Raw genomic sequence first — 25888 nt, 5'->3', positions numbered from 1 at the left:
GCTTCTGCAAGTTATACCAGCTTTATACGGCAAAATATAGTAAAAAGCTGTCAAATAAAGGCAAGCTCATAAACTATGGCTTGTTTTAGTCTTTTGATAGTTTTGCAATCAAAGCGCTTAATAACTGATATTCCTTTTGATCAAGCTGTAGACGTGACCCAAGTCTAGACAAGCGTGATGGCAATGACTTTAGATGTTCGTTATTTGCTAGGCCACGCTGTACCATAAGGTCAGTGGTGCGCTGAGTGAGCTGTTGCAGCTGCTGCTGATTAATAGCAGGCTCATCCCATTGCTGACGCAAATTCACATTGATTGTCGATTGGGCGTCTGTGCTTGCATCCGAATCTAAATTATCAGCTGTCTGAATGTGCGTTTGAGCATAAGCAAAAATAAAACTGGCGATGACTTGCACCGCTGATGCAACATTTAATACAGGGTAAGCAGGATTGGCGTCGATTTGAATGTGATAATCAGCATAAGCCAATTCTTCATTGGTCAATCCACGGTCTTCACGTCCAAATAATATAGCAATATTTGGTTTGTTGGAAGTAGCAGATGAGGTATCAACACTACTATCGTCTGCACCTAAAGCTGCCTGTGCATCGATAAAGTCAAACATAATCTTAGCGGCTTGCGTAGGTGTCACCACAGGGCGCGGCATATGACGGCTACGACTGCTAGCGGCAAACACCAACTGACAGTCTGAGATAGCAGATTCTAAAGTGGGTGTAATCAAAGCTGACGATAATAGTTCATTGCCACCCGCTGCATGAGACACACTGGTTTCGTCAATCGGTAATTTGGGGTCGATCACCGTTAAGCGAGATAAGCCCATGGTATGCATCGCACGGGCAGCCGAACCAATATTAGCAGGCAAAGTTGTATTGACCATGACTACTTGTAGGCAAGCAAGGTAGTCGTTCACTGAATGTGATGATACGGCTAATAAAGCGTCGTTACTCATTATTGTCCCAGTCTCTGATTGATTTCTTGTTCAGCACGATGTAATGCAATGGCAATCTCTTCGATCAGGACGGCTTGCTCATTAATCCGGCGCTCACGGCAGTATTCTTGTAACTGGCTGCTAAGACGAACTAATTGAGTCGTACCCAAATTGGCGCTGGCACCTTTTAGAGCATGAGCAGTTTCAAAGCCATTGGCGTTATCGTCTTTTTGATGGGCAATTCGCAGCGCTGCAACTCTTTGCTGACTATCAGCAAAATATACTTGTATCAAATCAACAAAGTCTTCTTCGAGCAGGTCACGCATGTCCTCGAACTGTTCATGATTGATAATCTCTTCATCAGTTTGTCCGAGCATATTATTATTTGTAGTGTCATCCATGGTGGTTGTCCAATTTATAAAAGTTAAAGCAATAAGATTACTATAATGAATTTTTAAAACGTAATGTACGTCTTAGCTGTAATGGAAATGTAAGTTCTCTTCACTGACCAAAGTCTTTAATGTCTGTAGGTTGTCGTCATTTGGGTAAACGCGCCAGTGTTCAGACAGTCCAACATTTGCGATGCCATAGACCTCATAAATGCTTAGTCCAAGTGGTAGACAATTATCATTGATAGAAGCGTCAGTATTACTCAGGGCATTATTGGCATAACTGGCTGACATACCGTTTTGATTGGCCGCATCATGGTTCATGTCGCTCTCTAATGCCAATAAGTCATTACCGTTCTCATCATACAAGCTGCCACCCATTGCAGGATCGTAGACACTGTTACCGTTGCTACCTTGCTCGTCTTGCTCTTGGTTATAAGCCAGACGCGGCTCAGGAATAATGTCAGCTTGGGCTGATTTGAGTAATGGCTGTAGACGTGTGAGCAAATTAATATCACTACCGTGAACTTTGATACTGATTTTTTTGAGCCAACGTAGTCTGGCATCTACCATGCTCATGGCACTATCAAGACGTGCAAACAAACGTCCATCACGCTCACGGATACTGCCTTTGATAATGACGACTTCATCGATTTTCAACTGCTCTTTGACACGATTAAAACGCTCAGCGTAGCAGCTGACCTCGAGTCTCGATGTACCATCATCTAAAGTAATCACGTTACGATTACCAAAATTGGCAATATCTATAATAAGCCCCGAAAAATAGCAACTGCCGTTATAGCCAGTATCGGTTAACTTGTCGAGACGCGCACCAGAGGTATAGCGTTTCAACTCATCCAAATACTCATTGATTGGATGTCCCGTTAAGTACAGTCCCAAGGTGTTTTTTTCGGCTTTTAGGCGGTGTTTGTCACCCCAGATGAGTTCTGGCGTCATGACTAACGGCGGCGCTGCGACCACACCGTCCATTTCACCAAACAAATCCATCATACCGATTTCGCGGTTTTGACGGTCTTGCTCAGCGGCTTGTACGGCGCTTGGCAATTGACTCATTAAGGCACCGCGAATCTCGTAAGCTTCATCGGCTGGCAAGTCAGGTCGTAGCGTGGCGGCAAAGTCATCAAAACAGCCAGCGCTGACCAACGCTTCAAGGGTGCGCTTATTGACTTTCTTGATGTCGACACGGCGGCAGAAGTCATATAAATCTTTAAAAGGACCATCGCGGCGACGTGCATCTACGATAGACTCTACCGCGCCTTCACCCACGCCTTTGATTGCGCCAAGACCATAGATGATATTGGTCGGAGTATCGGCAACGAAATGCCACTCACTACGATTGACCGAAGGATTGACTACGGTTAACCCAAAGTTTTCACGGCAGTCATTGATAAAGAACACGACGTTGTCGGTGTTGTTCATATCTGAAGTTAAGACCGCTGCCATAAATTCGGCAGGGTAGTATTGTTTTAGATAAGCCGTTTGATAAGCCAATACCCCATAAGCCGCAGAATGCGAGCGGTTAAAACCGTAACCTGCGAACTTTTCCATCAAGTCAAATACACCGCCTGACGTGACTTCATCAATGCCTTGTGAGGTGGCACCAGTGACAAAAATATCGCGCTGCTTGGCCATCTCTTCAGGTTTCTTTTTACCCATCGCACGGCGTAGCATATCCGCACCGCCCAGACTATAACCTGCCATCACCTGCGAGATTTGCATCACCTGTTCTTGATAGACAATAACGCCATTGGTGTTTTCTAAAATCGGCTCAAGATTGGGATGATCATAAATGACTTCTTCGCGACCATGCTTACGGTCGATATACATCTCTACCATGCCTGCATCGAGTGGGCCGGGACGATACAGCGCACACATGGCGATAACATCTTCGATATTGGTCGGTTGCAGTTTAGCAAGATATTTCTTCATGCCCATACTTTCTAGCTGAAAGACCGCCGTGGTTTTGGCATCTTGCAGCAGCTTATAGGCTTTGCTGTCATCTAACGGCAAATCTTCTAAAACTAAGGCAGGTACGTTTTCTTTTGCACGGCGCAAATTGATGTTTTCAACTGCCGCATTAATGACGGTTAAGTTGCGTAGACCCAAAAAGTCAAACTTTACCAAACCAACAGCTTCTACATCGTCTTTATCAAACTGGCTGACGCGGTGACCTTCATCATCACAGTAAATGGCACTAAAGTCAGTGATTTTGTGCGGAGCAATCAATACACCACCGGCATGTTTACCGACGTTTCGACAGACACCTTCCAGCTTAATCGCCATCTCCCAAATCTCAATGGCATCTTCATAATCCATATTATCAGGATTAGAGATCAAGTCTTTGAGCTGTGGTTCTTGCTCAAGCGCTTGGCTCAGTGTGATGCCAGGCGTTTTTGGAATCAGCTTGGATATTTTATTGGCTAAAAAGTACGATTTGCTTTGTACGCGTGCCACATCACGCACAACCGCTTTTGCGGCCATAGTACCAAAGGTAATAATCTGCGATACGGCATCACGACCATAGGTTTGCGCGACATAATCAATGACGCGGTCACGACCTTCGATACAAAAGTCGATATCGAAATCGGGCATCGATACACGCTCAGGGTTCAAGAAGCGCTCGAATAGTAGATCGTAATGAATCGGGTCAAGGTCGGTAATGTTTAGGGCATAGGCGACCAACGAACCTGCACCAGAACCACGTCCAGGGCCTACTGGTACGCCATTGGCTTTTGCCCAGCGGATAAAGTCCATGACGATTAGGAAGTAACCGGGGAAGCCCATGGATAGAATAATATCTAACTCATATGCGAGACGTTCATCGTATCTCTGACGGAAATCGTTCCAATTGTCCGTACGTGATTCGACAGGAAACAGCTTATCTAAGCGCTGCTCAAGACCGCGTTGTGACTCGGCACGGAAAAACGATTCAATCGTCTCGCCTTCAGGCACAGGAAAATCAGGTAGGACGTTAATACCAAGCGTTAGGGTAATATTGCAGCGTGTAGCGAGGCGCAAGGTATTGTCAATGACCTGCGGAATATCAGCAAATAATTGCTCCATCTGAGCTTGTGTTTTTAGATACTGCTCATCCGAGTAAGTCTGCGGGCGGTTTGGATCAGCAAGGACATAAGAGCCTGCAATACATACGCGGGCTTCATGGGCATCAAAATCATCCTGCTCTAAGAAACGCACGTCATTGTGCGCAATGATAGGGATATTGTGTTTGGCGCCTGAATGGATAGCTGCTCTAATAAAAGCATCTTCGCCTGAACGATTGGTACGCTTAATCGCAAAGTACAAACGATCGTCAAACTGTGCCTGCCACTCAGTAAGTAGTTCATCGGCTTTTTCTGGCATCGAGCCGACCAATGCTTGACCCACGTCTGACTTCTCTGTGAGCAGTACAATCACACCTGCTGCATGCTCCAAGATATGACTGCGCTTAATAACCGGTGTGCCATGATTGATAGGATCAGCACGACCTTCGGTAAACCCAAGCGATACGATACGGGTGATGTTCTGATACCCTTCGTTATTCATCGCGAGTAGGGTGAGGCGTGTGTCTTCATTATCCATGATGACTTCACTGCCAATGATAGGCTTGATACCCGCACCTAAGCAGGCACGATAAAACTTCACCGTGGCATATAAATTGGACAAATCGGTCAATGCCAACGCGCGCTGATTATCAGCCGCAGCAGCTTTTACCAGCGGCTTGATACGCACGATAGAATCGGTGATGGAATATTCGCTGTGAATGCCAAGGTGTACAAATGCCATAGAAGACTCTTACTGGTACGATCAAAGAAATAAGCTACCGTTAAAATAATTGATTATTATCAATCAATTATGCTGATATCTAGAGGCCGATAAGACCTTGATAGCCATATTGATACGTTTTAAATGGGGTCGTCAATAATAGCATTATTTGCCGCAGACAGCCACAGGTTCAAAGGGTTTAATCTGCGTAAGTTAAGTCATTAAGATGTAAAAACTCGGTTATAGACAACAGCAAAAAGCCCCCAATACAACGAGGTATAGAGGGCTATGTAATTGATAATTAAAGTCAGTTTGTTTAATAACCAACCACTGCCGCATCGACAATACGTGGATCAGACGATCCATAAACACCGTTTGGTGTGAGCATGATCGATTGCGTAGATCCCATCGCGGATTTTGGACTGACCGTATGACCCATTGATTCGAGCTTTTTCACGGTATCAATATTCAGTGCTTTTTCGACTCGAATCTCATCAGGTAGCCATTGATCGTGGATACGCGGCGCATGCGTTGCCTCAGCGATATTCATATCATGGTCGATGACGTTAGAGATAATCTGAGTGACAGTCGTGATGATACGGCTACCGCCTGGACTACCAGTAACGATGTAAGGTTTGCTGTCTTTGAATACGAGCGTCGGACTCATAGAGGATAGTGGACGCTTATTGGCTTCCACTGCATTGGCATCGCCACCAAGTAGACCGTAGCCGTTTGGTACGCCAGGTTTGGCAGAGAAATCATCCATTTCATTATTAAGCAAAATGCCCGTGCCATCCGCAACGAGACCAGTACCATAAGAGAAGTTCAACGTATAGGTGTTGGCTATTGCATTGCCATCTTTATCAACGATAGAGAAATGCGTGGTCTGATCACTTTCGTACGGCACAGGATTGTTTGCTTTGATAGTGGCTGCTGGCGTGGCTTTATTGGGGTCAATCAACGTACGCAGTTTATCTGCATAGGCTTGTGACGTTAAACCGCTGGCAGGTACATCGATAAAGTCAGCATCTCCCAGATACTCAGCTCGATCTGCATACGCCAACTGCATCGCTTCCGCCATTAGATGAATAGTCTGTGCGCTGTTTTGTCCATAGTCTTTGAGCGGATAGCCTTCTAAGATATTTAAAATCTGCACGATATGAATACCGCCAGAGGAAGGCGGTGGCATAGAGACAATCTCATAGCCACGATAGTCGCCTTTGACAGGTTCGCGAGCGATGGCTTGATAATTGGCCAAATCCTGCAGGCTCATGCTGCCGCCTGCTTCATTGACTGCTTTGACCAGTTTTTGAGCGGTCTCACCCTTATAAAACCCATCGGTACCCTGTATCGCAATCCGCTTTAGCGAACGCGCAAGCTCAGGCTGCTTTAAACGTTCGCCCGGCTGATAAGCGCTGCCATCAGGCTTAAAAAACACTTTTTTGGTACTTGGCCATTTTTGCAAGCGATCACTCAACGCCGTGAGTGACTCGGACAAGCCAGCGGTGACTTCTATGCCGTCTTCAGCCAGTGCAATCGCTGGTGCCATAACTTGCTCGCGGCTCATCGTACCATGCTCTTCTAATGCTTTTAGTAGTCCTGCTACTGTCCCTGGCACGCCAATGGCCAAGCCATGATAGCGAGATAAGTCGCTGACAGCATTGCCTTCTTTATCAAGGTACATATCGCGTGAGGCGCTACTCGGTGCTTTTTCACGGTAATCAAGCGCCACCGTTTTGCCTTGCTTGGCATCATAAATCATCATAAAACCGCCACCACCGATATTACCTGCACGCGGCAAGGTTACTGCTAGGGCAAAACCCACTGCAACGCCAGCATCTACCGCATTACCGCCGTCCTTTAGAATCTGTAAACCGATATCAGAGGCAAGCGCTTCTTGGGTAGCGACCATGCCGTTTTTTGCCCAAACTGGATGATGAATGGCGTCTTCAGAATAGATGGCTTGGTCACTATTAGCATTGTTAGCATTGTTCGATGTGGTGCTAAGGGTATTTGTCTTCGCTCGCGTGATGCGCTTGGTTTCAGAGAGTACCATTGGACTATCAGCCATGATGGCCAAGTTTATAGCACTGGTATTGATTGATGTGTTGTTGACCGTGGCGTTACTTGTTGAGGTCGTTGGCTCTACAGCCTGTGCGGATATAGATAGCAGTAGCGTACTGGTAATGAGCACGACGCTAGATTTGAGTAAGGTATTAATTTTTGGTTTACGCTGCTGAGCGGTTCGATGGTGGCGAGATAATAACTGTGACATCGCAAAGTCCTTTTTACGCGAGTGGAGAGAATAGAGCTAGGAAATAGATAAGCCTAAATAGTAACGAAAATATGAAATAGTAGAAAGTTGTTTATTATCTTTTGTGGTGTACGCTTTTATAGCGTTTAGCTGTATTTCAAATAAACGAAGCTAATTTTCAAGTAGATGAAGCTAATGATAAGACAGCTGTTATGCAGAGAAAATTATTTATGAATGAAGAGATTCTTTAAAAATATTCGCTAATATTACTAAACTGTAACGTCTTGTGATATAAATAACGGTACCACTGTACACTCATTATCGACTGTCTATTCATACAAAGAGATTACTATGTCATCACACCATATTAATAACCGCAATCGACAGCGCTACTCTGAGACTGCGCCTGCTTATTTATCTAACACTGATCATAAAAACTATAATGGTAAAAATAACAACGGTCATCTATATCCAACCGGTAAATTAACGTCTATCGCATTGCTAGTTGGTAGTGCCTCGCTCGTTCTCGCAGGTTGCCAATCAACTCCGGCTAGCTCATCTTCCAATCTGTCGTCGAATAGCAGCGTCAGCGTCTCTAGTATCATGATGGACTTTAGTGTCGCAGATACCGCGCAGAGCCAACGTCAGGGTCAAGCCTTTACTGCCAGTCAAAATGCTCAGGCCGCGCGTTATGAGCAGCTGTTTGATCAAGAGAAGCACCCAAATACCGAAAACCAAGCCAAATCACACTTGCTTGCAGCCATTCGTCAGCACTTGGCGACCGAGCATGTCGCAGTCGCCACAGCCAATTATCGCTCAGCACCGTTCATTGACCCAGATAGTATCGATGCAGGATCTAGTAGCTTGCTCAGAACGATTATAGAAACCTATACGTATCAGCCTGAGGGTATATATGATAGTAGCGATGATGAGGCGCAAGCTGAGGCTAGAGCAGAATTAGCAGCGGTAGGTGTAGAGTCGAATAAATGCAATGAAAACGAAGATGATGACGCTTATGAAGTCTGTGTGGTAGAGGGTATTAACTACAATTATGATGACGCAAAAGATTCGATAGAGTCCGACTATCCTAGTAACTATGATAAGTCTAGAGCAGACGCTGAAGCAGAAAGAAAGGCCATTGCTGCTATATTGGCTGAAGCAGGGGAGAATGAGCCTACGAGCAGTGATACCAACAGCGATAACGAGTATGCCTACGATACAGCAGATGACTATAGCAGCGATAATTACAGTAGTGAGGACTATGATAGTTATGATGAATACAGCAGCAGTACTGAAGGTATGCTCTCAGGGATGTCAGGTTTAAGTCCCAAGTTAATGGCTGCAAAGTATGAAGCCATGCAAATGGCAAAACAGCAAGCTAAGACAAAGACGGTAAATCGTGGCAGCCTACCAATGTCATCTACAGGTATGATTGGCAATATACTTGATATGTTCCACCGCACTCCTGAGCAAATAGCTGCATCCAATGCCTATCAGTATGAGCATTTAACATTCAATAGTGTCAGTCAATACCGTCCCAAGCAGCGCCAACTACAAAGCGTCTATAGCTACGACTACGCCACACCAACGATTAGCTCATCGATACAGATGCCGTTAGCATTTGATTTTAATAACAGCAGTGTCGTAGTAGATCCATCGGCCATTATGCCGATTGTTGCACTTGTCAACCCTGAAAATACGCCATTACCAGCACAGATGACCTCGCACACGGTGAGCTTTGGTTTACCTGAAAGTGTCACGGCGCAGTTGCCACCAGCAGTGCTCTACGATGCGGTACTTAATGCGATACAGAACAGCATGGCTGAGCTCGCGCCTGAGCATTTTAGCGCAGTAGATATCAGTGGTGACGCGTTTGCCAAAGAAGTCGGTGCGACTCGCGCCGTAAAAGTCTATTTCGGTAGCCAGCAAAGCGGTGAAGTAATTGGCAAGACGCTCAAATATGTGACGAAATCACTGCAAGAATATGTAGATGCCAATCCAGATAAATATCCTGATGGTGCCGCACTAAAGACAGCACTTGCTAAAGCGCAATTATACAATAAAGGCTATCAAAGCGCGGATGTCGGTTCGCTATTGCAGCTGATCGAAGCTATCGGTCCTATCTCTTTTAATCAAATCAACTACTATTACTTAGACAGCTCAGATCGACTGCTGGCCAAGCAGCAACGTGTCAATATCGGTGGTGATTTGATGGGGTCGACCACAACCATGCTAAATCAAGTGCGTTACGATAAAGCCAGCTTTAACCGTCATGCCTTGACACCACTGCTTACTGAGTCTTTTGGTCCAGACGCGATGCCTCCTATCGATGGCAATGCATGGATAGCTACGCAGCGCGAGAAAAAAGACAGATTACAAACGGCTCGCTATGCACGCTACGACTATCAAGATAGCGGTGTCGAAGGTGCTTATAGCAGTGTCGAGGGTGCTTATAGCGGCGATGAGTATGGTAACGATAAAGACAATGGCGCAGACGCTGTCGATGAGAGCCGAGTTGACGATGCTCAAGATGATATGAATGAAAAATAGAAGTCAAATGACATCATCTTATTGCATTTACGCTCATATCTATTAAGGATAAAAAATGAAAACAGTACATCACACCATCGCACAACGTCTGCCATTTAAGACTAAAAACAATCTGCTAATAACCAGCGCATTTTTGACAGGGGCGCTGTTGTTAACAGGTTGCCAGTCTGCCAGTTTGGGCCAGTCCAACACGGCGGCTGTAAAACAAGCGCCTAGCATGGCCAAAAAAACACTAGAGACAGCCCTACAAAAACAGCGTCGTCAGTCATTTAGCTACCATAGCAATCTTGAGATTGGCAATAACCAACAATTTATAGATGCCGATACTAATACTGGTACGGAGAAAATGGCGGCATCAGACTATGTAGATGAACACTGCGAAGAAGCGCATGACCAAGCGTACGCTGCTCTAATCCTGCAAGCTGAACAGCAAAAAAAAGATATCTTAGCGGTAGATTATGATACTAAGCGTGACAGCATAAGGCAGTCGTATTTTGAGTGCGTAGATGCCTATCATGCATGGGATGACCATCAATACGATAGCGATGTAAAAGTAGCACCAGATTATCAAGCGCTATTTGATAATTATGAAGATAAACAAAGACCGTTAGATAGGAAGAAAGCACAGTTATTAGATGAGTACCTACTGAAGCCGCTCTCTATCGACTCTCAAGGGATCTATCAACCGATGGCAGGCAAGGCTACGATGCTCGCTAGTGCGCAATATCAAGCACGTAATCATCACAGCAGTATCAACCAGCCTATTTATATGGATTTTAAAAACGGTGATATTTACTTATGGGCAGATAATTTTGCGATTCTAAACTCAGAATTGTTGGACGATAAACTCGGTACAAAATGGCAAAATAAGTGGTTAAAAATAGCCATTGATGATGGTACGTTACCTAAAGGATTTGGTGGTGAAGTAATCAAGAGCCACTTTGCGGCATTAGATGCGACTTATGATGCGGCTCCTGTCAGCCAGTTTAATTATGTTGCCCCTGACTCACTTGCTTCGCTGTCTCCAAAGCTGCCCGCGCACCAGTTATCGGCTATGCTACCAAGCGATCAAATCATTCGCCGAGTACAAAACTTTGAGGATTATCAAACGTCGCAACAGAAATATATGCAAATTTTTTATGGTCGAATCAGTGAAAAATACCCAGAGCTGGTACAAGAGCCCGAACCGATGACAGCGTTTGAGTCGATTCAAAACCCAAAGGCATTTACCAGTAAGTCTATAGTACAAAAAATACTGGCTATGATAAAAGACCAAATGCATGAGGAAGCAACGACAGGTGAGACCGTTGCCAATACAGAAGTACAGGAACTATACGGGTTTGATAAACGTGGTCAACTCAAATGGGAGCACTTACGTCGTCAGTTAGATAACACTAGCGAAGCGAATAACAATAAGGGTATGAGGATAGATGTGTTGCAGCAGTATTCCGCTATCAGCACTAAGGACTTGGCGTTTCCTAACCTACCAAGCAATGTGCAAACGCCGAACACTAGCAATAGCATTGATTTACGAAAGTATGCTCCAGAGCTGCTGCAATATTACCAAGATGGTAATGGCACGGCAGTAGGCAAAATGGTATTTAACATGTTGCCGATGGTCAGAGAGCGTTTTGGTTCGGTTGAGTAGGTAAAGGTGATTTAGAGTGGGCCTACTGTATTAAGGAATATATAGTGAACTTTGTTACCATTGATGTTGAAACCGCTAATAGCGATGTAGGGTCTATCTGTCAAATAGGTCTAGCAAAATACTTAAACGGTAAATTAATTGATACCTACTGCACTTTAGTATTACCCCAAACTTCTTTTAGTGGTCAAAATGTAGAAGTACATGGGATTACTAGCAGGATGGTAAGAAATGCGCCGTCTATGTACGATATATATGGGCAGATACTAAAGTTTATTGGCGATAACGTTGTTGTTAGCTACACTAATTTTGATCAAAGAGCTTTGATAAAAAGCTTAGAAGCTCACAAACTACCAGTACCAGAGCTACAGTGGGTAGATGCAACTGTATTAGTACGTAGGACATGTCATCGTTTCGCAGTAAAAGGCTATAGTCTGGCAAATGTATGTAAAGAGTGGAACTACCAATTTAACCATCACGATGCACTTGAAGATGCTAAAGCATGTGGCTTTATAACGGTAACTATCCTTAGAGAAAATAGTCTATCAATTCATGATTGGGTGACAGATAGCAACTATAATCGTATTTATCACCAGCAAAGACGTCTTAATAGTAGAAGTTATCCAAGTAATATCACGAAGGTAGGGAGTGAGTCAGGAAGATATGCAGGTCTTAATATTTGTTTTACAGGAGACCTTAGTATTAGTAGAGCAGAGATTGCTGACATAGCAGCTAAAAATGGTTTTAATGTCAAAGCAGGGGCTTCAAAAAAGTTAAACTATCTTGTAGTTGGTTCTCAGGATCTAACATTGCTAGCAGGTCATGAAAAAAGCAGTAAGCATCGAAAGGTAGAAGAGTTGATACAGAGTGGGCTGGATATTAAAATTCTTGTAGAGAAAGAATTTTTAAAGTTAATTAAAATATCTAATTGATTGAGATTCCATTTGAGAAATAAAAAAGCGCACCTATTAACGGCGCGCTTTTTTAGTTTATACGTATACAGCTGGGTAAAATAACACTTTTCCGGAGTGGTTTATTACATACCTTGCTGTGCACGATCACCACGTTGCTCACGATGGTCTGGACCACGACGGCCTTCGTCGTCACCTTTTCTATCTTCTTTCATTTGTGCAAGTTTTGCACGTTGCTCAGCAGTCAACACTTGAGCGATGGCATGTTGGGTTTGTACACGTTCGATAAAGCGTTGCTTTTCTTTTGCCGCACGTTGATCAGCCAGACGGTTTAAAGCAGCAGTGTTCAAAGTGCTGGCATTGGTCAGTGCTTGTATTTGCTGATCCATTTGCGCGCGTTCTGCTTGATGTTCTGCACGGTCAGCAGTGCGATCGCCACGTTTGTTTTGCATGATGGCCTTGATTTGCGCCTGCTGTGTCGCTGTTAGATCCAGTTTTGACATTGGGCCTCTCATCGCGCCATCTTTGTGGTTCTTTTGCATTTGCGCAGTTGGCGTTGTATCAGTGGTCGCGTTAACGCTGGTGCAAGCCGTTACTGTAAATATGCTAGACGCTGCTAATACTGAGCCTAATAGTAATTTTTTCATCATAATATCCTTGATTACATTGAGTTTGATTTCATAAGTACTAAATTTTTATCTCGCAAGTAGCATCTGTTGAACGTTATCGCTCGTTATGGTCAGCCATCTTAGAAATGTAATACTTGCTGTTGATAGGAGTATATTACGACAGTTAAAGGTTACGAACATTTATGAAGTATTAAGAAAGGTAACGTTTCTGGTGAATTGGCAAGTGCTTGCCTGATAATATGGTTAACTACCGTCTAGGGGCAATAAAAATGCCACGGCGGCAATCTCGCTAGCCATATTACAGTGACACTTGTACGTGGACTTATTGCGTCATGATTACTATAGATTGAGTAAATAGAGATAACTAAAAATTAAAGGAGAGAAGCATGCCAAACATCCTGATAGGCGATGACGACGAAGAGTTGACTCAGTTATTGCAAGAGTACTTGGACAATCACGGCATTCGCTGTGACTGCGTGCATGATGGTGCAGCGGTCATACAACGACTCAAGACAGTAGCACACGAAGATACGGTCTATGATTTACTCGTGCTCGATATTATGATGCCAAAACTAGATGGTCTGAGTGTGCTGCGTCAATTACCAAATATTATCGATATCCCAGTCATTATGTTAACGGCGAAAGGGGAGGAGATTGATCGTATTATTGGTCTAGAGCTTGGGGCCGATGACTATATCACCAAACCTTGTAACCCTCGAGAGCTGCTAGCGCGTATCAATGCAGTGATTAAACGTACCAATACGACCGCATCAGAGCATACTCCGTTGCCAGAGAGTCGTTTGCATCTCGATCAAAACCAACGCGCCTGTCAGATAGATGGGGTAACGCTACAAGTCACTGGTACAGAGTTTGATCTACTTGTTGCCTTACTCAAACAAAAAGGGGAAGTGGTGAGTAAAGCATGGCTGTCAGAAAATATCTTGCAGCGTGAGTTGCAGCCGTTTGACCGTAGCCTTGATGTGCATGTATCTCGCTTACGCAAAAAACTTCAACCTTTCCACGATGAACCAATAAAAGCGGTGCGTGGTAAAGGTTATCAACTGGTGCTGTAATGACGGACATATCGATGAAAGCTTCTGAGCAGACCCTCAAAAAAGCACCTAAGTTTAAGGTGCGCATTACCTTGTTTTGGCGTATGTTTCTGAGCTTATTACTGACGATTTTAATCACCTCTGTATTGTCTATCATGGTAGAGCGCTGGTTAGCTGAAAAAGAGCTGACCTCTCGTATGGATGTACAAATCGATAGTCTATTGATAAAGCGTGAAGAGATGGTCGCGGCGCTACGGGCTGGTGATGTAGACTCTGTCAGGCAGATGTATCGTCAAGACCGCCAGCTGATGAATCAAATCAGAGTCTATGATGAGCAGGGCGCTATTATATTCCCGCGTTATCGTGACAAAGACGATCGCGCGCAAGGACAGTTGCAAAGTGGTCGGCGGCTAATGGATCGTGCGATACAACCGTTGCAGCAAATACCACCTAGGCCACCTAGAGTAGAGAATAGCGTTTATGGTCTAGAAGGTCGCAATGCTGACAATAGACTGCGTGAACACGACACTGAGATACCAAAAGATGAGCCGTCTTTTTGGCAAAAACTCCTAAAGCCAAGAACGGCAAGTAGCGCAGCAGTGGCTGATATCGATACTCGTCCTGAACTGGCCGATATGTCTGTTGAATTACCTGATGGTCAGTCAATCATCATACAGTTGCGTCCGCACTTGCGTTTTTCAGACGTGGTAGAGATACAGCACGGTAATTTTCCAATCCGTTTGCTATTGATCGTTATCTTTAGTGTATTGGTCTGCATATGGCTCAGTCGTACGCTGACCCAGCGAATTGGCCGTGTACAAAATACCGTACACCGTATGATCGATGGTAATTATCAAGCCAATCCAGAACTGTCCAAGATGGGCGATGATGAATTGGGGCTACTAGCTAAAGACGTTGCCCATCTATCAACGAGGCTCGTCGATAGTGAGCTGGCACGTAAGCAAATGCTTAGTGATATCTCACATGAGCTGCGTTCGCCGCTTGCTCGTCTGGATGTCGCGACTGAGCTGACTCGAGACTTTGCGCCCAATGCCAATCGTTATCTGGACCGTATCGATAAAGAATCTACACGAATGAATGAGCTAATTGAGCAAATCATTCATATTCAGTCTCTACAAATGCAGCAATATACCGTCGATAATTTGGAAAGTGAAGCAGTCGACATATCCGACATCATTAGCAATATTGGAGAGGATGTCTGCTTTGAGTTTCAACATAAAGACGTACATTGGCAATGGCAACCGCCTGTAGCCTCAGCGCTAGATAGTTTGGAAGGATTTTGGACAGTCCAAGGTAATGCAGAGCAGTTGTATAGCGCGCTTGAAAATGTCATTCGCAATGCCTTTATGCACACAGCAGCGGGTTCGACAGTGATTGCTGAAATAAAGGCAATACAAATGGACAATAAGGTACCAGCTGTTCAAATTAATATAACAGACGAAGGTGGCGGTGTCGCAGAAAAAGACTTAGAGCGTATTTTTCATCCCTTTGTGCGGCTCGATACTGCTCGGCATCGTGATACTGGCGGCTATGGTCTTGGATTGGCCATTGTCCATGCTGTAGTCATGGCGCATAAAGGATATATCAATGCTCATAATCGCCAAGATGGTATCCAAGGGTTGGTGGTTCAAATAGTGCTACCTAGCAGACAAAAAGATAAATAATGCAGAAACAATTTATGTAACTAATATGCGCTTATCATGTATTTTTAATGTGTATAAGCGCATATTTAGTAATAGATAAAAGCTGACTCTTTTTAAAACCGACGTAATTTATTATAAATAAAAAAAATTAAAAGTAGTTATATTCGTTTATATGAATATAACCGACGAACGGTATCAAAACACGGATGAACGGTATTGTCTCTCTGTATATATTCGGTAATACTAATATATACAGAGAGTGATAAAGATTATACAAAACAAAACGTCTTATTCCTTAAAGACTACTACAACTACTATTTGAACAAGGTCTCGTTATTATAAGCTTATAACCCGTTTTATTTTGTCATATCGTCTCTCTGACATAGATCTTATCTCTGATTTTTTAAATCTGACAAGTCTGTAAGGGAGTACGCATCATGAACCGCATCTATAAAGTCATCTGGAATGAAGCCTTAAGTTGTTTTACCGCCGTTGGTGAATACGCGAAGGGACGTGGCAAATCTTCCAAATCTAGCGTTAGCTCTAACGCTACCATTAACACAACGTCTAACCTGTCCGTTATCCATACGTTACGTCTGAGCACTATAGCGCTTGGGCTACTAGCTGCTGGCTTTGGCATGCAGGCAAATGCATTGGGTACTTACTTTGTTGGAGACGACCCAACACCTAGAATACATACCAGTTCATTCCTTCATCAAACGCTAACGGTGCAGGGTGGAGAAACGGTCATTGGTGATCCCAATACCAAAAATATCAGCGTGACTGCCAATAGGCGTGATAAAGCGCTAACGATAAAGCTCGATGAAAATGTCGACTTAGGGACTGATGGCAGTCTCAAAACGGGTGATACTTTAGTTGATAATTCAGGCATTAAGATTACAGTCATAAATCCAGCCAATAGTGTCATTTTGAGCAATAGTGGCCTAAACAATGGTAATAACAAAATCACCAATGTATCCAATGGTGTTGTGATGGCAGGGAGTAAAGATGCAATTAATGGCTCGCAGCTATACAGATTGGTCAACATAGTCAAAGACAATAAAACCAAATATTATAGTGTTGACTCTGAAGCTATTGGCAATGCCAACAACGATGGCGCAACAGGTTATAACGCTATGGCCATGGGTGGCAATGCAAAGGCGACTGGCAGTCAAACTATTGCTATTGGTAGCTCGGAATCTGGACAACAAACGTTGGCAAGTGGCGAGCAGTCTATTGCTATTGGCGCGAATGTTGTCTCAAAAGGACATTCATCTATTGCTATTGGTGGTGATGATTTAGATGCTGCTGCAAATGTTGATGGTGTTAACGACTTATTCAATGCATATACTGGTAGTGATCTTATAGAGGATCCAAATAATCCATATGGGCATACTGAAGCAGGGGGCGCTGCATCCTTAGCAGTTGGTGTTAAAGCACGGTCCGAAGGTAATCTTTCTACTGCTGTCGGTGTCCGTTCAAGCTCAGTAGGTGCAGCATCCTCTGCTTTTGGTGTGGGGGCGTCAGCAAGTCGAGACGGTTCTGTAGCTTTAGGTGTAGGATCAACTACGCTTAGTGAAGCTACGGAGGAAAAGAACCTTATTATCGGCAACAAGATCTATAATTACGCTGGTGTAACAAGTGATAAAGGAGCACAAGTATCTGTTGGTTCAGTAGAACATGAGCGTCAGATCAAGCACGTTGCTGCTGGAGCAGTCAATACAGACAGTACTGATGCTATCAATGGTAGTCAGCTACACGCTACTAATCAATCTATTGAAGATTTATCAGAAAGCAAGATTACCTTTGCGAGTGATAGAGGAGCTCCCGTGGATCGTAAGCTTGGTGAGACACTTAATATCAAAGGTGGTGCAGAGGCCACTGCTGCTTTAACTACAGGCAACATTGGGGTAGAGTCTGATGCTAGTAATAATACCCTAACTGTAAAGTTAGCTGAAAACGTAGACCTTGGCACTAATGGAAGTGTCAAAATGGGAAGTAGTAGTAGCCTTCCTTATAATTTAGGTCCTGTAACAACTGTTAATAGCCTAGGTGTCTTGACAGGTAATTGGCTAGGCAGTACAGTGGTTACTGGTGCAGGTATTATAGTAAATGGCCCACTAGGTATTCCTAGTACTGCTCTAACCAGTGATGGTCTAACTATTCTGAATGGTCCAAGCATGACCAGATCTGGTGGTATCAATGCTGCCAACAAAAAGATTATCAATGTTGATAACGGTGAAGACCCAAATGATGCTGTCAATGTCAGCCAACTTAACAGTGCCTCCGCTGCCGCTAAAACAAAGGTCGCCGCAGGTACTAATATTGCGGGTGTTGTGAAGTCTACAGGTGGTAGCGGTCAAGACGTTTATACCATCAATGCAGATGGTGTGACTGCTTCAGCAGGCTCTTCTGCCGTTACGGTCACAGCAGGTGACAAAGACGAGTTTACCAACACGACCGATTATGCTGTTGATTTAAGTGCTGATAGCAAAGCCAGTCTGGTAAAAGCGGACAGTGCCATGCAGACCATTGTTGCTCAAATAGATGGCGTTGATGTCAAAACGCTTAACCAAACGGACAATACGGCTAATTTCCTAACAGGAGATAACATTGTTCTCACTGCTGAGGATGGTGGTATTAAAATCGCTACAAAAGAGGATGTCACTTTCACGAGTGCCAGTTTTGCTGATAGTACAGTTCGTGTGAGTAGTGAAGGTCTTGATAATGGCGGTAATAGAATCATCAATGTAGATGATGGTCAGGGAGATACAGATGCCGTCAATGTTAGACAATTAAATGCAACCAACAATACAGTGGACCTAGGACTGAACTTCACAGGAGATGATACAACCGTTGTCGTCAATCGCAAGTTGGGTCAAACGTTGACACTCCAAGGAGGCGCGACAGAGTTAACTGAGAACAATATCGGTGTGATCGCTGATGAAGAGGGCAATCTAAATGTTAGATTGGCTGAAGATGTCATGCTTGGTAAAAACGGTAGCGTGAGAATGGAAAGCACGGTACTTAACAATGCAGGCGTCACCATCACTGATGGTCCTAATCAGACCATTACGTTAAGCAACGAAGGTCTTGATAATGGTAATAATAGAATTATCAAAGTTGATAAGGGAATTGCCCCAACCGATGCCGTAAACTTTGCACAGCTCACTATGACTAATGATGAAATCGCTAAAGGCATCAAAATTGGTGACGGCAATAGTGCCAATGATCAGCAATTTGCATTAGGCGATACCATCAATGTCACAGGAGATAACAATCTGACTACTGTCGCTTCTGCGACTGGCGTCCAAGTGAAACTGAATAATCAGTTAGACCTCGGAGATGATGGCAGTATACAGATAGGCAATAGCATCATGAGTGATGCAGGCTTTACCTTCGTTGGAAATGGCGTGAATAGAATGGTTTCGCAGGTCTCATTGAGTAGCCGTGGTCTAGATAACGGAGGCAACACCATTCGCAACGTTGGGGAAGGTGTGCTAAATACGGATGCTGTCAATGTTGGGCAGTTAAAAGATGTCGCCATTGCCTTGGATCAAGGTTGGGGCATCACCGCTCAAGGTGATATCGCTACGATGGTAAAACAAGGAGATGCTGTCGACCTTAGCAGTAAAGACGGTAATATCAAGGTATCTAGGAAATCAGTGAGTGATGTGGCTGCTTTCGATAGTAGTCCATCATTGCAAGCTGCAGCCATACCTACCAATGCTAATGATATTAGCTTTGATCTGAACCCAGATATTACTTTGAATAGCGTAACCACTGGTGGTACGGTTATGAATGACGATGGACTGACCATTGCAGGTGGCCCAAGCATCACAAAAAGTGGTATTGATGCCGCTGATACCAAAATTACCAACGTTCAAAATGGGGAAGTTTCGGCGACAAGTCAGGACGCTATAAATGGTGGTCAGCTTTATGCTCAAGGAACTGGTATCAGCAGTATTATCGGTGGTGACACTGTTTACAATGCCGAAGATGGTACTTTTACCAACAGTGACATTGGTGGAACGGGTGAAAGCAATATTGATGGTGCGATTGCTTCTATCAGACAAGGTACGATTGAAATTAGTGAAAATGTGCAAATTAACACAGAGAGCATTACCACTAATACAACCAATATCGCGACCAATACGACAAATATTGCTACGAATACCAGCAATATCACGACCAATACCACGAATATCAAAACCAATACGGATAAGCTAAATGCTGGACTCAATTTTGGCGCAGACAGTGGTGCCAATATTAACAAACCAATTGGCGATGGTAGCGTTCTCAGCTTCACTGGTGGCAATAACATCACCACCACAGCAGATGGCAGTAGTATTAAGTTTGACCTAAACGGTAATATCAGCGTTGATAGTGTCACAGTTGGGACAACGGTTATCAATAGTGAGGGCATCAGTATGCAAGATGGGCCAAGTATGACGTCTCAAGGTCTATATGCTGGTAACCAACGTATGACTGGTGTCGCTGATGGGGTCGAAGCAACAGACGCCGTCAATTATAGTCAGCTTAGCGCGCTTGATAGTCGACTCAATAACAATATGAGCGATCTTGGCTACAAAATCGACGAAGTAGAAGACGATGCAAACGCAGGTATCTCAGCTGCAATGGCAATGTCGGCAATGCCTCAGGCTTATATCGCAGGTAAGTCATTGATCGGTGGCGGTGTCGGTACCTATAATGGAGAGAGTGCTGTAGCAATTGGTTTCTCTAAATTATCTAATGACGGTCGCTGGGTCATCAAGGTAAATGGTACAGCAGATACTCAAGGCAACGTAGGCGGTGCAGTGGGTGCAGGCTTCCATTTTGATTAACAAAGCCTTTCAATTGTAGTTATCGGTAGGCTATAAAAAAGCAAGACATCCAATGTCTTGCTTTTTTACGGCTTAAAGATAAACAATTAAAGTAATAAAGCTATCGATAAATCATAAGCGCTTGTAAGTTGTATCTTACAAGCGCTTATGATTTATAATTAAGACGCTGTTATATTCTAAACATTGCACCATTCGGTGTCAGTCCAACATAGGCCATACCTGCTTGATTCATCCAGTGAGGCTGAATAATGCCATGCTGCAAAATCGCATGAATGTCTCTATGCGCTCGTTCTATCTTATGCTTCTTATATAGGGAGGCTGTGCCTGCTACTGCGTAAATTTCAGATACTATGTCACGAGCTTCTCTTGCGCCTTCACAAGAAGCTGCCCATACATCTGCAAGCTGTATATCAGTAAAGGTGTTCTGCTGCTGTGCCTCTTTCCACAGTACCTCGACACTATAATGCAGTTGGGCGCGTTTCGATGCTAGTATTGTTTTGCTCTTAGCAATAGTAGCCTGTACCGTTGCACGGTCGCGTAAATCTGGACTCTTATCAGGCGTTACCCTTTCAAGACACATATCAACCAAGTCGTCCATGGCGGCTTTTAATACGCCTAGCGCCATCGCTGCACAGCCAGCAGCATTGATACAGCCGATAGGCAGACGACTGTAGGCAGTATCGACAGCCACAGGACTATCAAAGTCAACTGCATAAGCCTCTTTGACAAAAGCGCCTTTGATGACTATATCGTGGCTACCTGTGCCATTTAGACCGCCCACATCCCACGTATCAATGATTTTTACGTCTTTCTTGGGAATAAAAAATAGCTTTAAGTTTGCACCTGGGCCAAGGGTCGTAGGAGAGCCTTCGGAGATAACGAGACAACGGAGCACAAACCAGTCAGCCAATTGGCTTCCAGAGACGAGTGTCCATTGTCCTGATACCATGTAGCCATTATCTACTGTTTGGGCCACGCCTTCAGGACGTGCGGAATTGGCATAAATATGAGAGGGGTCGCTATATACTTCTTTCATACTGGACTCGTCCAAAAATCGACCGAATGTACAGGCCAAATGGTTGTTCCAAACGATCCAAGCAACGGAGGCCTCAGCACTGGCCAACGTCTCATAAGTTTTTAGCGTTTCTACTGGGTTGCCTGCCCATCCTCCTAACGATTTAGGCAACCCCATTCTAAATAATGCAAATTCTGAAAGTTTATTGGCCACCACGGGTGCAATTTTTCTAGCGCTTTCTGTTTCATCTCTGAACATGATTGCTGATGCATAAATCTTGTTTGCTGCATCCGATGGTAGGGTGGTTATCTTTGCTGAGGATATATCATTCATATTGTTCAACCTTATTGTGATGAATAAGACAGTACTTTTTTCTATAGCTGATAAAGTACAAATTTGAGAGATGACAAATGCTTATATAAAGAATAACCAACAGCTGCCCACCATACAACCGTTAATATGAATATATTAAAAATTATATTGTAAAAATTGAATAAATAGTAATCAATGAGGCAAAGTTAAGCGATAAAGTTAGAGATTAAGCTGCGAAAATATGAAGGTGTGAAGAATAAAGCTAGACCAAATATTAAGTGTTAATTTTAAGTCACTTAATATTTGGCTGAGAAGATAAATATTCTATAAAGATAGGTATCCTATAAAAACTGTCTTAAATTAGGCTTCACGCTTCGGCGCATCAGGTTGCATCATAGGATCGGCATCTGCGAACGCTTTTAGTGTACGGCAATGAGTATCAATAGCGACGATATTGGGATAAGCGCTCAAATCTACTTTGAAGCGGCGAGCAGAAGAGACTTGCGGAATCAAATAACAATCTGCGAGAGTAGGACTGTCCCCATAGCAGAATTGTCCGCGATTGTTATCCGCAGCTAAGCGTGTCTCTAAAGCAGAAAATCCTTCACTGATCCAGCGGTTGCACCATGCAATCACATTTTCCTCGTCTACTGACAGCTCATTGCGTAGGTACTGTAAAATGCGGCGATTATTAATTGGGTGGATGTCGCAACCAATCATGGCGCTCAGCGCGCGTACCTGCATACGTCCAGCAGCATCGTTAGGTAATAATGGATGCTCAGGGTAGACCTCTTCTAACCACTCCAAGATAGCTGGACTTTGATATAATAATAAATCTTCAGCTTGTAGGACAGGTACTAATCCTTGCGGATTAATCGCTTTGAAAGCAGATTCTAATTGCTCATCCTGTGCCAGATTGATCGTGATATCATCGTAATCTAAGCCTTTTAAGTTCATAGCGATACGAGTACGGTAAGACGTGCTACTACGAAAGTAGCCATAAAGTGTCATCATGATTCATGTCCTTATGTAGATGTGTTTTTGTAAAGATAAATATTATGAAGTAAGGTCTGTATCTCACTGGTATTTGATCGAGCAAGTCATTATTGAAAAAACCATTATCAAGCAGACCGTCATTAGAAAATAACCAAGCACACCAGAATCGAGCAAATCATGCCAGCAGACAAACCCCTTATAGACAGTTCTATCACCAGTAAAAACCAAAGTGGCGTCCAGTCGCTTGAGATTGGGCTGTCGATACTCGATGTGCTGATCGACCGTAATGAGCCTATGATGCTAAAAGATATCGCTGAAGCCATGCAAATGCACCCAGCAAAATCCCATCGTTACTTGGTCAGTCTCATCCGCAAAAACTATGCGCGTAAGCTTGATGATGGTCGCTATGGGCTTGGCGATAGAGTCAATGCATTGGCATCACTAGGACATACGGAACTCAACCAAAACAATCTTTTGGCACGTCTCACGCAAGTGGCTACTGAAATCAAAGACACCTTAAACTGCGGTGTGCAAATTGCCAAATGGTTTAGCGAAGGCCCTATTATTATTCAGTCCGTTGAGCCAGACAGTCCGATTAGTATCATTACTCGCATTGGCTCACGTATGCCTCTGACGACATCGGCCACAGGGCAGTTATTTGCCAGTTATCAACCTGATGCCGTCATTCAGCCATTGGTCACAGCTGAGTGGCATACGAGTAATACCACCGTAGATATGACCGAGAAATGGCAGCACTTTACCCAGCTACAAGCCAACATTCGTACTCAAGGCTATGCGACAGTGACGGGCGATATGCTTATGGGGATTAACGCCATTACGATTCCTGTTATATTGCCACAGCTTGCCAATAGTGCTACTAAACCATCCACGAGTAGTGACAAAACTGATAGTGAAGATTTACCGCTAGAATATGCCATCACTATCATTGGAACGACAGAGCAATTGCCTATGAGTGAGCAACATAATGTGGTTAAGCAAATACTGGCGATAGCACAGCGTTATCAAATTGCCTAGCCAGTATGTGGTGCTATAAGCTGGGGCGTGCCTTCAATTCACGCCATAGTCATCTGATATGTATCCTTTAGACCATACAGGCGCTACTGGCCGCTTTTGCTTTTTCGTATACGTTGTCAGCGTCTAGGCCAGTTGCATTTACTTCATCTAGGTAATGCTGAGAGCCTTCCATTAATGGGCCTCTCCAATCTGGGTCATTGAGTGGATCAGGAATATCAATCATAATATCGCCTTTTGCTTTGGCGGCGGCCATCGCTTTGGCATTGCTGATGTCAAATACTTTAGAGATATGTGCTGCCAGCTCTGCGCCAGAATTGTCATCAATCACTTTTTTGAGGTCATCAGGCAAGCTGTTATATTTCTCTTTGTTCATGCTAATCACAAAGGTGGAGTTATAAAAAGGAATATTGGTGTGCGTATTGATCAGCTCATCAAGGCGAAACGCTTGAATGGGTTGCCAAGTAAAGCTGAGCCCATCAATGACACCGCGCTGCAGAGAGGTATAAGTATCACTGGCAGGCATGCCGACAGGTGCAGCACCAGTGGCTTCGATAATGTGGCTAGCAACCGCAGAAGGTTGGCGAATACGCAGACCTTTCATATCAGCTGGCGTGCGAATCGGTTTATCAACCGTATGAAGTGCACCTTGTCCAGTGCCTATCAGCGCTAGCAAGTGAGTGTCTTCGTACTCGTCTTTAATGACACCCTCGTCATATAGTTTATGAAGTATACAGCTCTGCTGCTGTGCAGTATTTGTGATGCCTGGCAACTCTACGATTTGAGTCAAAGGAAAACGTCCTGCTGTATATCCTTGCGCTTGCATACCGATATCTACGCTACCTTTAGCTGTAGCGTCATAGGTAGCACCTGGTTTGCTGAGCGTCGCAGAAGGGTATATCTCAACCTTTAAGCGACCTTTTGAATCTGCTTCAATTTTCTTTGCCCATGGCTCTAACGCTTCGGTGTTTATATTGTCAGTGGCAGTCATGAAATGCGAGAACCGCAATGTTGTCACTTCACCTGCATCTGTAGACGCGCCTCCTGCTTGGTCGTTATTGGAGCAACCAGTCATCGCAATCGAGGCGGCTAAGAATATTCCTAGAGGGGTTCTTATTTTCATCATAGAGTCCTTTCATGATGGTTAGATATGGTTCGCTATTCATTAATACCTAGGGTATGTCGTCAATTAGCACTTTTATAATTAAAGCGATGATTAACTGATCATTTAAAAAGGCAGTAAACAGAATGACAGGAGAGTTACTCGCCGACAGGAGCAACTTCGCGTGCTTCAGCCAGCTCATCACTATGCAGAAACTGTGTATGTGCAGGAGCACGCTTGGTACGAGACCACTCATCTAGCATGTCTTGCTTGATGGCATCTGTAATCATCGATACTTTGTCTTCTGAGGTTGGATCATCATAGGTCAGCTCGAGACGATGACCGTTGGGATCAAAAAAGTAAATCGAGTGAAAGATGCCGTGATTGGTCACGCCAATGACATCGATGCCTGCATTTTCTAAATGCTCTTTGGCAACAATTAGCTCGTCACGGTCCTTAACCTTTAGCGCCAAATGCTGCACCCAGCTTGGGGTATTAGGATCAAAGCCCATCTCAGGTTGATTGGGTACTTCAAAAAACGCTAAGACATTTCCATTACCAGCGTCCAAAAAGACGTGCATATAAGGGTCAAAGGCTTTGGTCGAAGGCACATGATCTTCTGCGAATGCCAGAATAAAATCCATATTTAGATTCTTTTTATACCATTCGACGGTTTCTTTGGCATCTTTGCAGCGATAAGCCACATGATGGATTTTCTCAATTTGAAAGCTCATATCAAACTCCTTTTGATAAGGCGCGTCACTCAT

Annotated in this window: 16 protein-coding genes; 7 read left to right on the top strand and 9 right to left on the bottom strand. The window is 44.0% G+C overall.

All coding sequences use genetic code 11. From position 1 onward, the window contains the following. Positions 1 to 85: 85 nt before the first annotated feature. The 4 genes from HCZ91_RS00165 to ggt all read right to left on the bottom strand — a co-directional run bounded on the left by HCZ91_RS00165 (position 86) and on the right by ggt (position 7390). Positions 86 to 964 (bottom strand): TrmH family RNA methyltransferase, encoded by an 879-nt coding sequence (locus tag HCZ91_RS00165; RefSeq protein WP_179797206.1) that lies wholly within the window; start codon positions 962 to 964, stop codon positions 86 to 88. Continuing rightward, complete coding sequence (locus HCZ91_RS00160; RefSeq protein ID WP_179797205.1) at positions 964 to 1344, bottom strand: Hpt domain-containing protein; 381 nt, start codon at positions 1342 to 1344, stop codon at positions 964 to 966. Before HCZ91_RS00160 ends, HCZ91_RS00165 begins: the two co-directional genes overlap by 1 nt. Before the next feature lie 72 nt (positions 1345 to 1416). After that, complete coding sequence (dnaE, locus tag HCZ91_RS00155; protein ID WP_179797204.1) at positions 1417 to 5136, bottom strand: DNA polymerase III subunit alpha; 3720 nt, start codon at positions 5134 to 5136, stop codon at positions 1417 to 1419. Positions 5137 to 5431: 295 nt separating this feature from the next. After that, complete coding sequence (ggt, locus tag HCZ91_RS00150; RefSeq protein ID WP_179797201.1) at positions 5432 to 7390, bottom strand: gamma-glutamyltransferase; 1959 nt, start codon at positions 7388 to 7390, stop codon at positions 5432 to 5434. A 330-nt stretch (positions 7391 to 7720) separates the two neighbouring features. On the opposite strand from ggt, the gene HCZ91_RS00145 reads away from it, so the two are divergent. From HCZ91_RS00145 to HCZ91_RS00135, 3 genes are read left to right on the top strand one after another with little or no spacing between them, the layout of a single operon-like run. Further along, positions 7721 to 9919 carry a hypothetical protein gene (locus HCZ91_RS00145; protein ID WP_179797198.1) on the top strand — a complete coding sequence of 733 codons (2199 nt, stop codon included), beginning with the start codon at positions 7721 to 7723 and terminating at the stop codon, positions 9917 to 9919. 55 nt (positions 9920 to 9974) lie between these two features. Beyond that, positions 9975 to 11567 (top strand): hypothetical protein, encoded by a 1593-nt coding sequence (locus HCZ91_RS00140; RefSeq protein WP_179797196.1) that lies wholly within the window; start codon positions 9975 to 9977, stop codon positions 11565 to 11567. 44 nt (positions 11568 to 11611) lie between these two features. Continuing rightward, positions 11612 to 12496, top strand: coding sequence for an exonuclease domain-containing protein (locus HCZ91_RS00135; RefSeq protein ID WP_179797194.1), 885 nt, complete (start codon positions 11612 to 11614; stop codon positions 12494 to 12496). A 104-nt stretch (positions 12497 to 12600) separates the two neighbouring features. On the opposite strand, the gene HCZ91_RS00130 is transcribed toward HCZ91_RS00135, so the two are convergent. Continuing rightward, complete coding sequence (locus tag HCZ91_RS00130) at positions 12601 to 13122, bottom strand: Spy/CpxP family protein refolding chaperone (RefSeq protein ID WP_102078240.1); 522 nt, start codon at positions 13120 to 13122, stop codon at positions 12601 to 12603. A gap of 368 nt (positions 13123 to 13490) precedes the next feature. Here HCZ91_RS00130 and HCZ91_RS00125 point away from each other — a divergent pair, with 368 nt between their 5' ends. The 3 genes from HCZ91_RS00125 (at position 13491) to HCZ91_RS00115 (ending at position 20664) form a co-directional block, all read left to right on the top strand. Continuing rightward, positions 13491 to 14177 carry a response regulator transcription factor gene (locus HCZ91_RS00125; RefSeq protein WP_179797192.1) on the top strand — a complete coding sequence of 229 codons (687 nt, stop codon included), beginning with the start codon at positions 13491 to 13493 and terminating at the stop codon, positions 14175 to 14177. A 14-nt stretch (positions 14178 to 14191) separates the two neighbouring features. After that, the gene (locus HCZ91_RS00120) at positions 14192 to 15841 is read left to right on the top strand and encodes an ATP-binding protein (RefSeq protein WP_179797190.1); all 1650 of its coding nucleotides are present in this window, start codon (positions 14192 to 14194) and stop codon (positions 15839 to 15841) included. Positions 15842 to 16257: 416 nt separating this feature from the next. Beyond that, on the top strand, positions 16258 to 20664 hold the full coding sequence (locus HCZ91_RS00115; protein ID WP_179797188.1) for a YadA-like family protein: 4407 nt from the start codon (positions 16258 to 16260) through the stop codon (positions 20662 to 20664). A 169-nt stretch (positions 20665 to 20833) separates the two neighbouring features. On the opposite strand, the gene HCZ91_RS00110 is transcribed toward HCZ91_RS00115, so the two are convergent. Together HCZ91_RS00110 and maiA are read right to left on the bottom strand one after the other, a co-directional pair. Further along, the gene (locus HCZ91_RS00110) at positions 20834 to 22012 is read right to left on the bottom strand and encodes an acyl-CoA dehydrogenase family protein (protein WP_179797186.1); all 1179 of its coding nucleotides are present in this window, start codon (positions 22010 to 22012) and stop codon (positions 20834 to 20836) included. A 339-nt stretch (positions 22013 to 22351) separates the two neighbouring features. After that, entirely contained in the window at positions 22352 to 23002 is a 651-nt protein-coding gene (gene maiA / locus HCZ91_RS00105; RefSeq protein WP_218869994.1) for a maleylacetoacetate isomerase, read from the bottom strand. A 162-nt stretch (positions 23003 to 23164) separates the two neighbouring features. On the opposite strand from maiA, the gene HCZ91_RS00100 reads away from it, so the two are divergent. Further along, entirely contained in the window at positions 23165 to 24022 is an 858-nt protein-coding gene (locus HCZ91_RS00100; RefSeq protein ID WP_179797182.1) for an IclR family transcriptional regulator, read from the top strand. A gap of 67 nt (positions 24023 to 24089) precedes the next feature. Here HCZ91_RS00100 and HCZ91_RS00095 read toward each other — a convergent pair whose 3' ends face one another. Together HCZ91_RS00095 and HCZ91_RS00090 are read right to left on the bottom strand one after the other, a co-directional pair. Then, positions 24090 to 25142, bottom strand: coding sequence for a TRAP transporter substrate-binding protein (locus HCZ91_RS00095; protein WP_165597521.1), 1053 nt, complete (start codon positions 25140 to 25142; stop codon positions 24090 to 24092). 137 nt (positions 25143 to 25279) lie between these two features. After that, on the bottom strand, positions 25280 to 25855 hold the full coding sequence (locus HCZ91_RS00090; protein ID WP_179797180.1) for a VOC family protein: 576 nt from the start codon (positions 25853 to 25855) through the stop codon (positions 25280 to 25282). Positions 25856 to 25888 lie beyond the last annotated feature (33 nt).

It is taken from the genome of Psychrobacter sp. BI730, assembly GCF_013414195.1.
GTDB lineage: Bacteria > Pseudomonadota > Gammaproteobacteria > Pseudomonadales > Moraxellaceae > Psychrobacter.
The sequence above is the reverse complement of the archived record's forward strand: the minus strand, read 5'-3'. Positions and strand labels throughout refer to the sequence as shown.

Bases quoted from the DNA above. Each gene is read 5' to 3' on its own strand.
- HCZ91_RS00165 (WP_179797206.1), bottom strand. From the start codon at position 964: ATGAGTAACGACGCTTTATTAGCCGTATCATCACATTCAGTGAACGAC.
- HCZ91_RS00160 (WP_179797205.1), bottom strand. From the start codon at position 1,344: ATGGATGACACTACAAATAATAATATGCTCGGACAAACTGATGAAGAG.
- dnaE (WP_179797204.1), bottom strand. From the start codon at position 5,136: ATGGCATTTGTACACCTTGGCATTCACAGCGAATATTCCATCACCGAT.
- ggt (WP_179797201.1), bottom strand. From the start codon at position 7,390: ATGTCACAGTTATTATCTCGCCACCATCGAACCGCTCAGCAGCGTAAA.
- HCZ91_RS00145 (WP_179797198.1), top strand. From the start codon at position 7,721: ATGTCATCACACCATATTAATAACCGCAATCGACAGCGCTACTCTGAG.
- HCZ91_RS00140 (WP_179797196.1), top strand. From the start codon at position 9,975: ATGAAAACAGTACATCACACCATCGCACAACGTCTGCCATTTAAGACT.
- HCZ91_RS00130 (WP_102078240.1), bottom strand. From the start codon at position 13,122: ATGAAAAAATTACTATTAGGCTCAGTATTAGCAGCGTCTAGCATATTT.
- HCZ91_RS00125 (WP_179797192.1), top strand. From the start codon at position 13,491: ATGCCAAACATCCTGATAGGCGATGACGACGAAGAGTTGACTCAGTTA.
- HCZ91_RS00120 (WP_179797190.1), top strand. From the start codon at position 14,192: ATGAAAGCTTCTGAGCAGACCCTCAAAAAAGCACCTAAGTTTAAGGTG.
- HCZ91_RS00115 (WP_179797188.1), top strand. From the start codon at position 16,258: ATGAACCGCATCTATAAAGTCATCTGGAATGAAGCCTTAAGTTGTTTT.
- HCZ91_RS00110 (WP_179797186.1), bottom strand. From the start codon at position 22,012: ATGAATGATATATCCTCAGCAAAGATAACCACCCTACCATCGGATGCA.
- maiA (WP_218869994.1), bottom strand. From the start codon at position 23,002: ATGACACTTTATGGCTACTTTCGTAGTAGCACGTCTTACCGTACTCGT.
- HCZ91_RS00100 (WP_179797182.1), top strand. From the start codon at position 23,165: ATGCCAGCAGACAAACCCCTTATAGACAGTTCTATCACCAGTAAAAAC.
- HCZ91_RS00095 (WP_165597521.1), bottom strand. From the start codon at position 25,142: ATGAAAATAAGAACCCCTCTAGGAATATTCTTAGCCGCCTCGATTGCG.
- HCZ91_RS00090 (WP_179797180.1), bottom strand. From the start codon at position 25,855: ATGAGCTTTCAAATTGAGAAAATCCATCATGTGGCTTATCGCTGCAAA.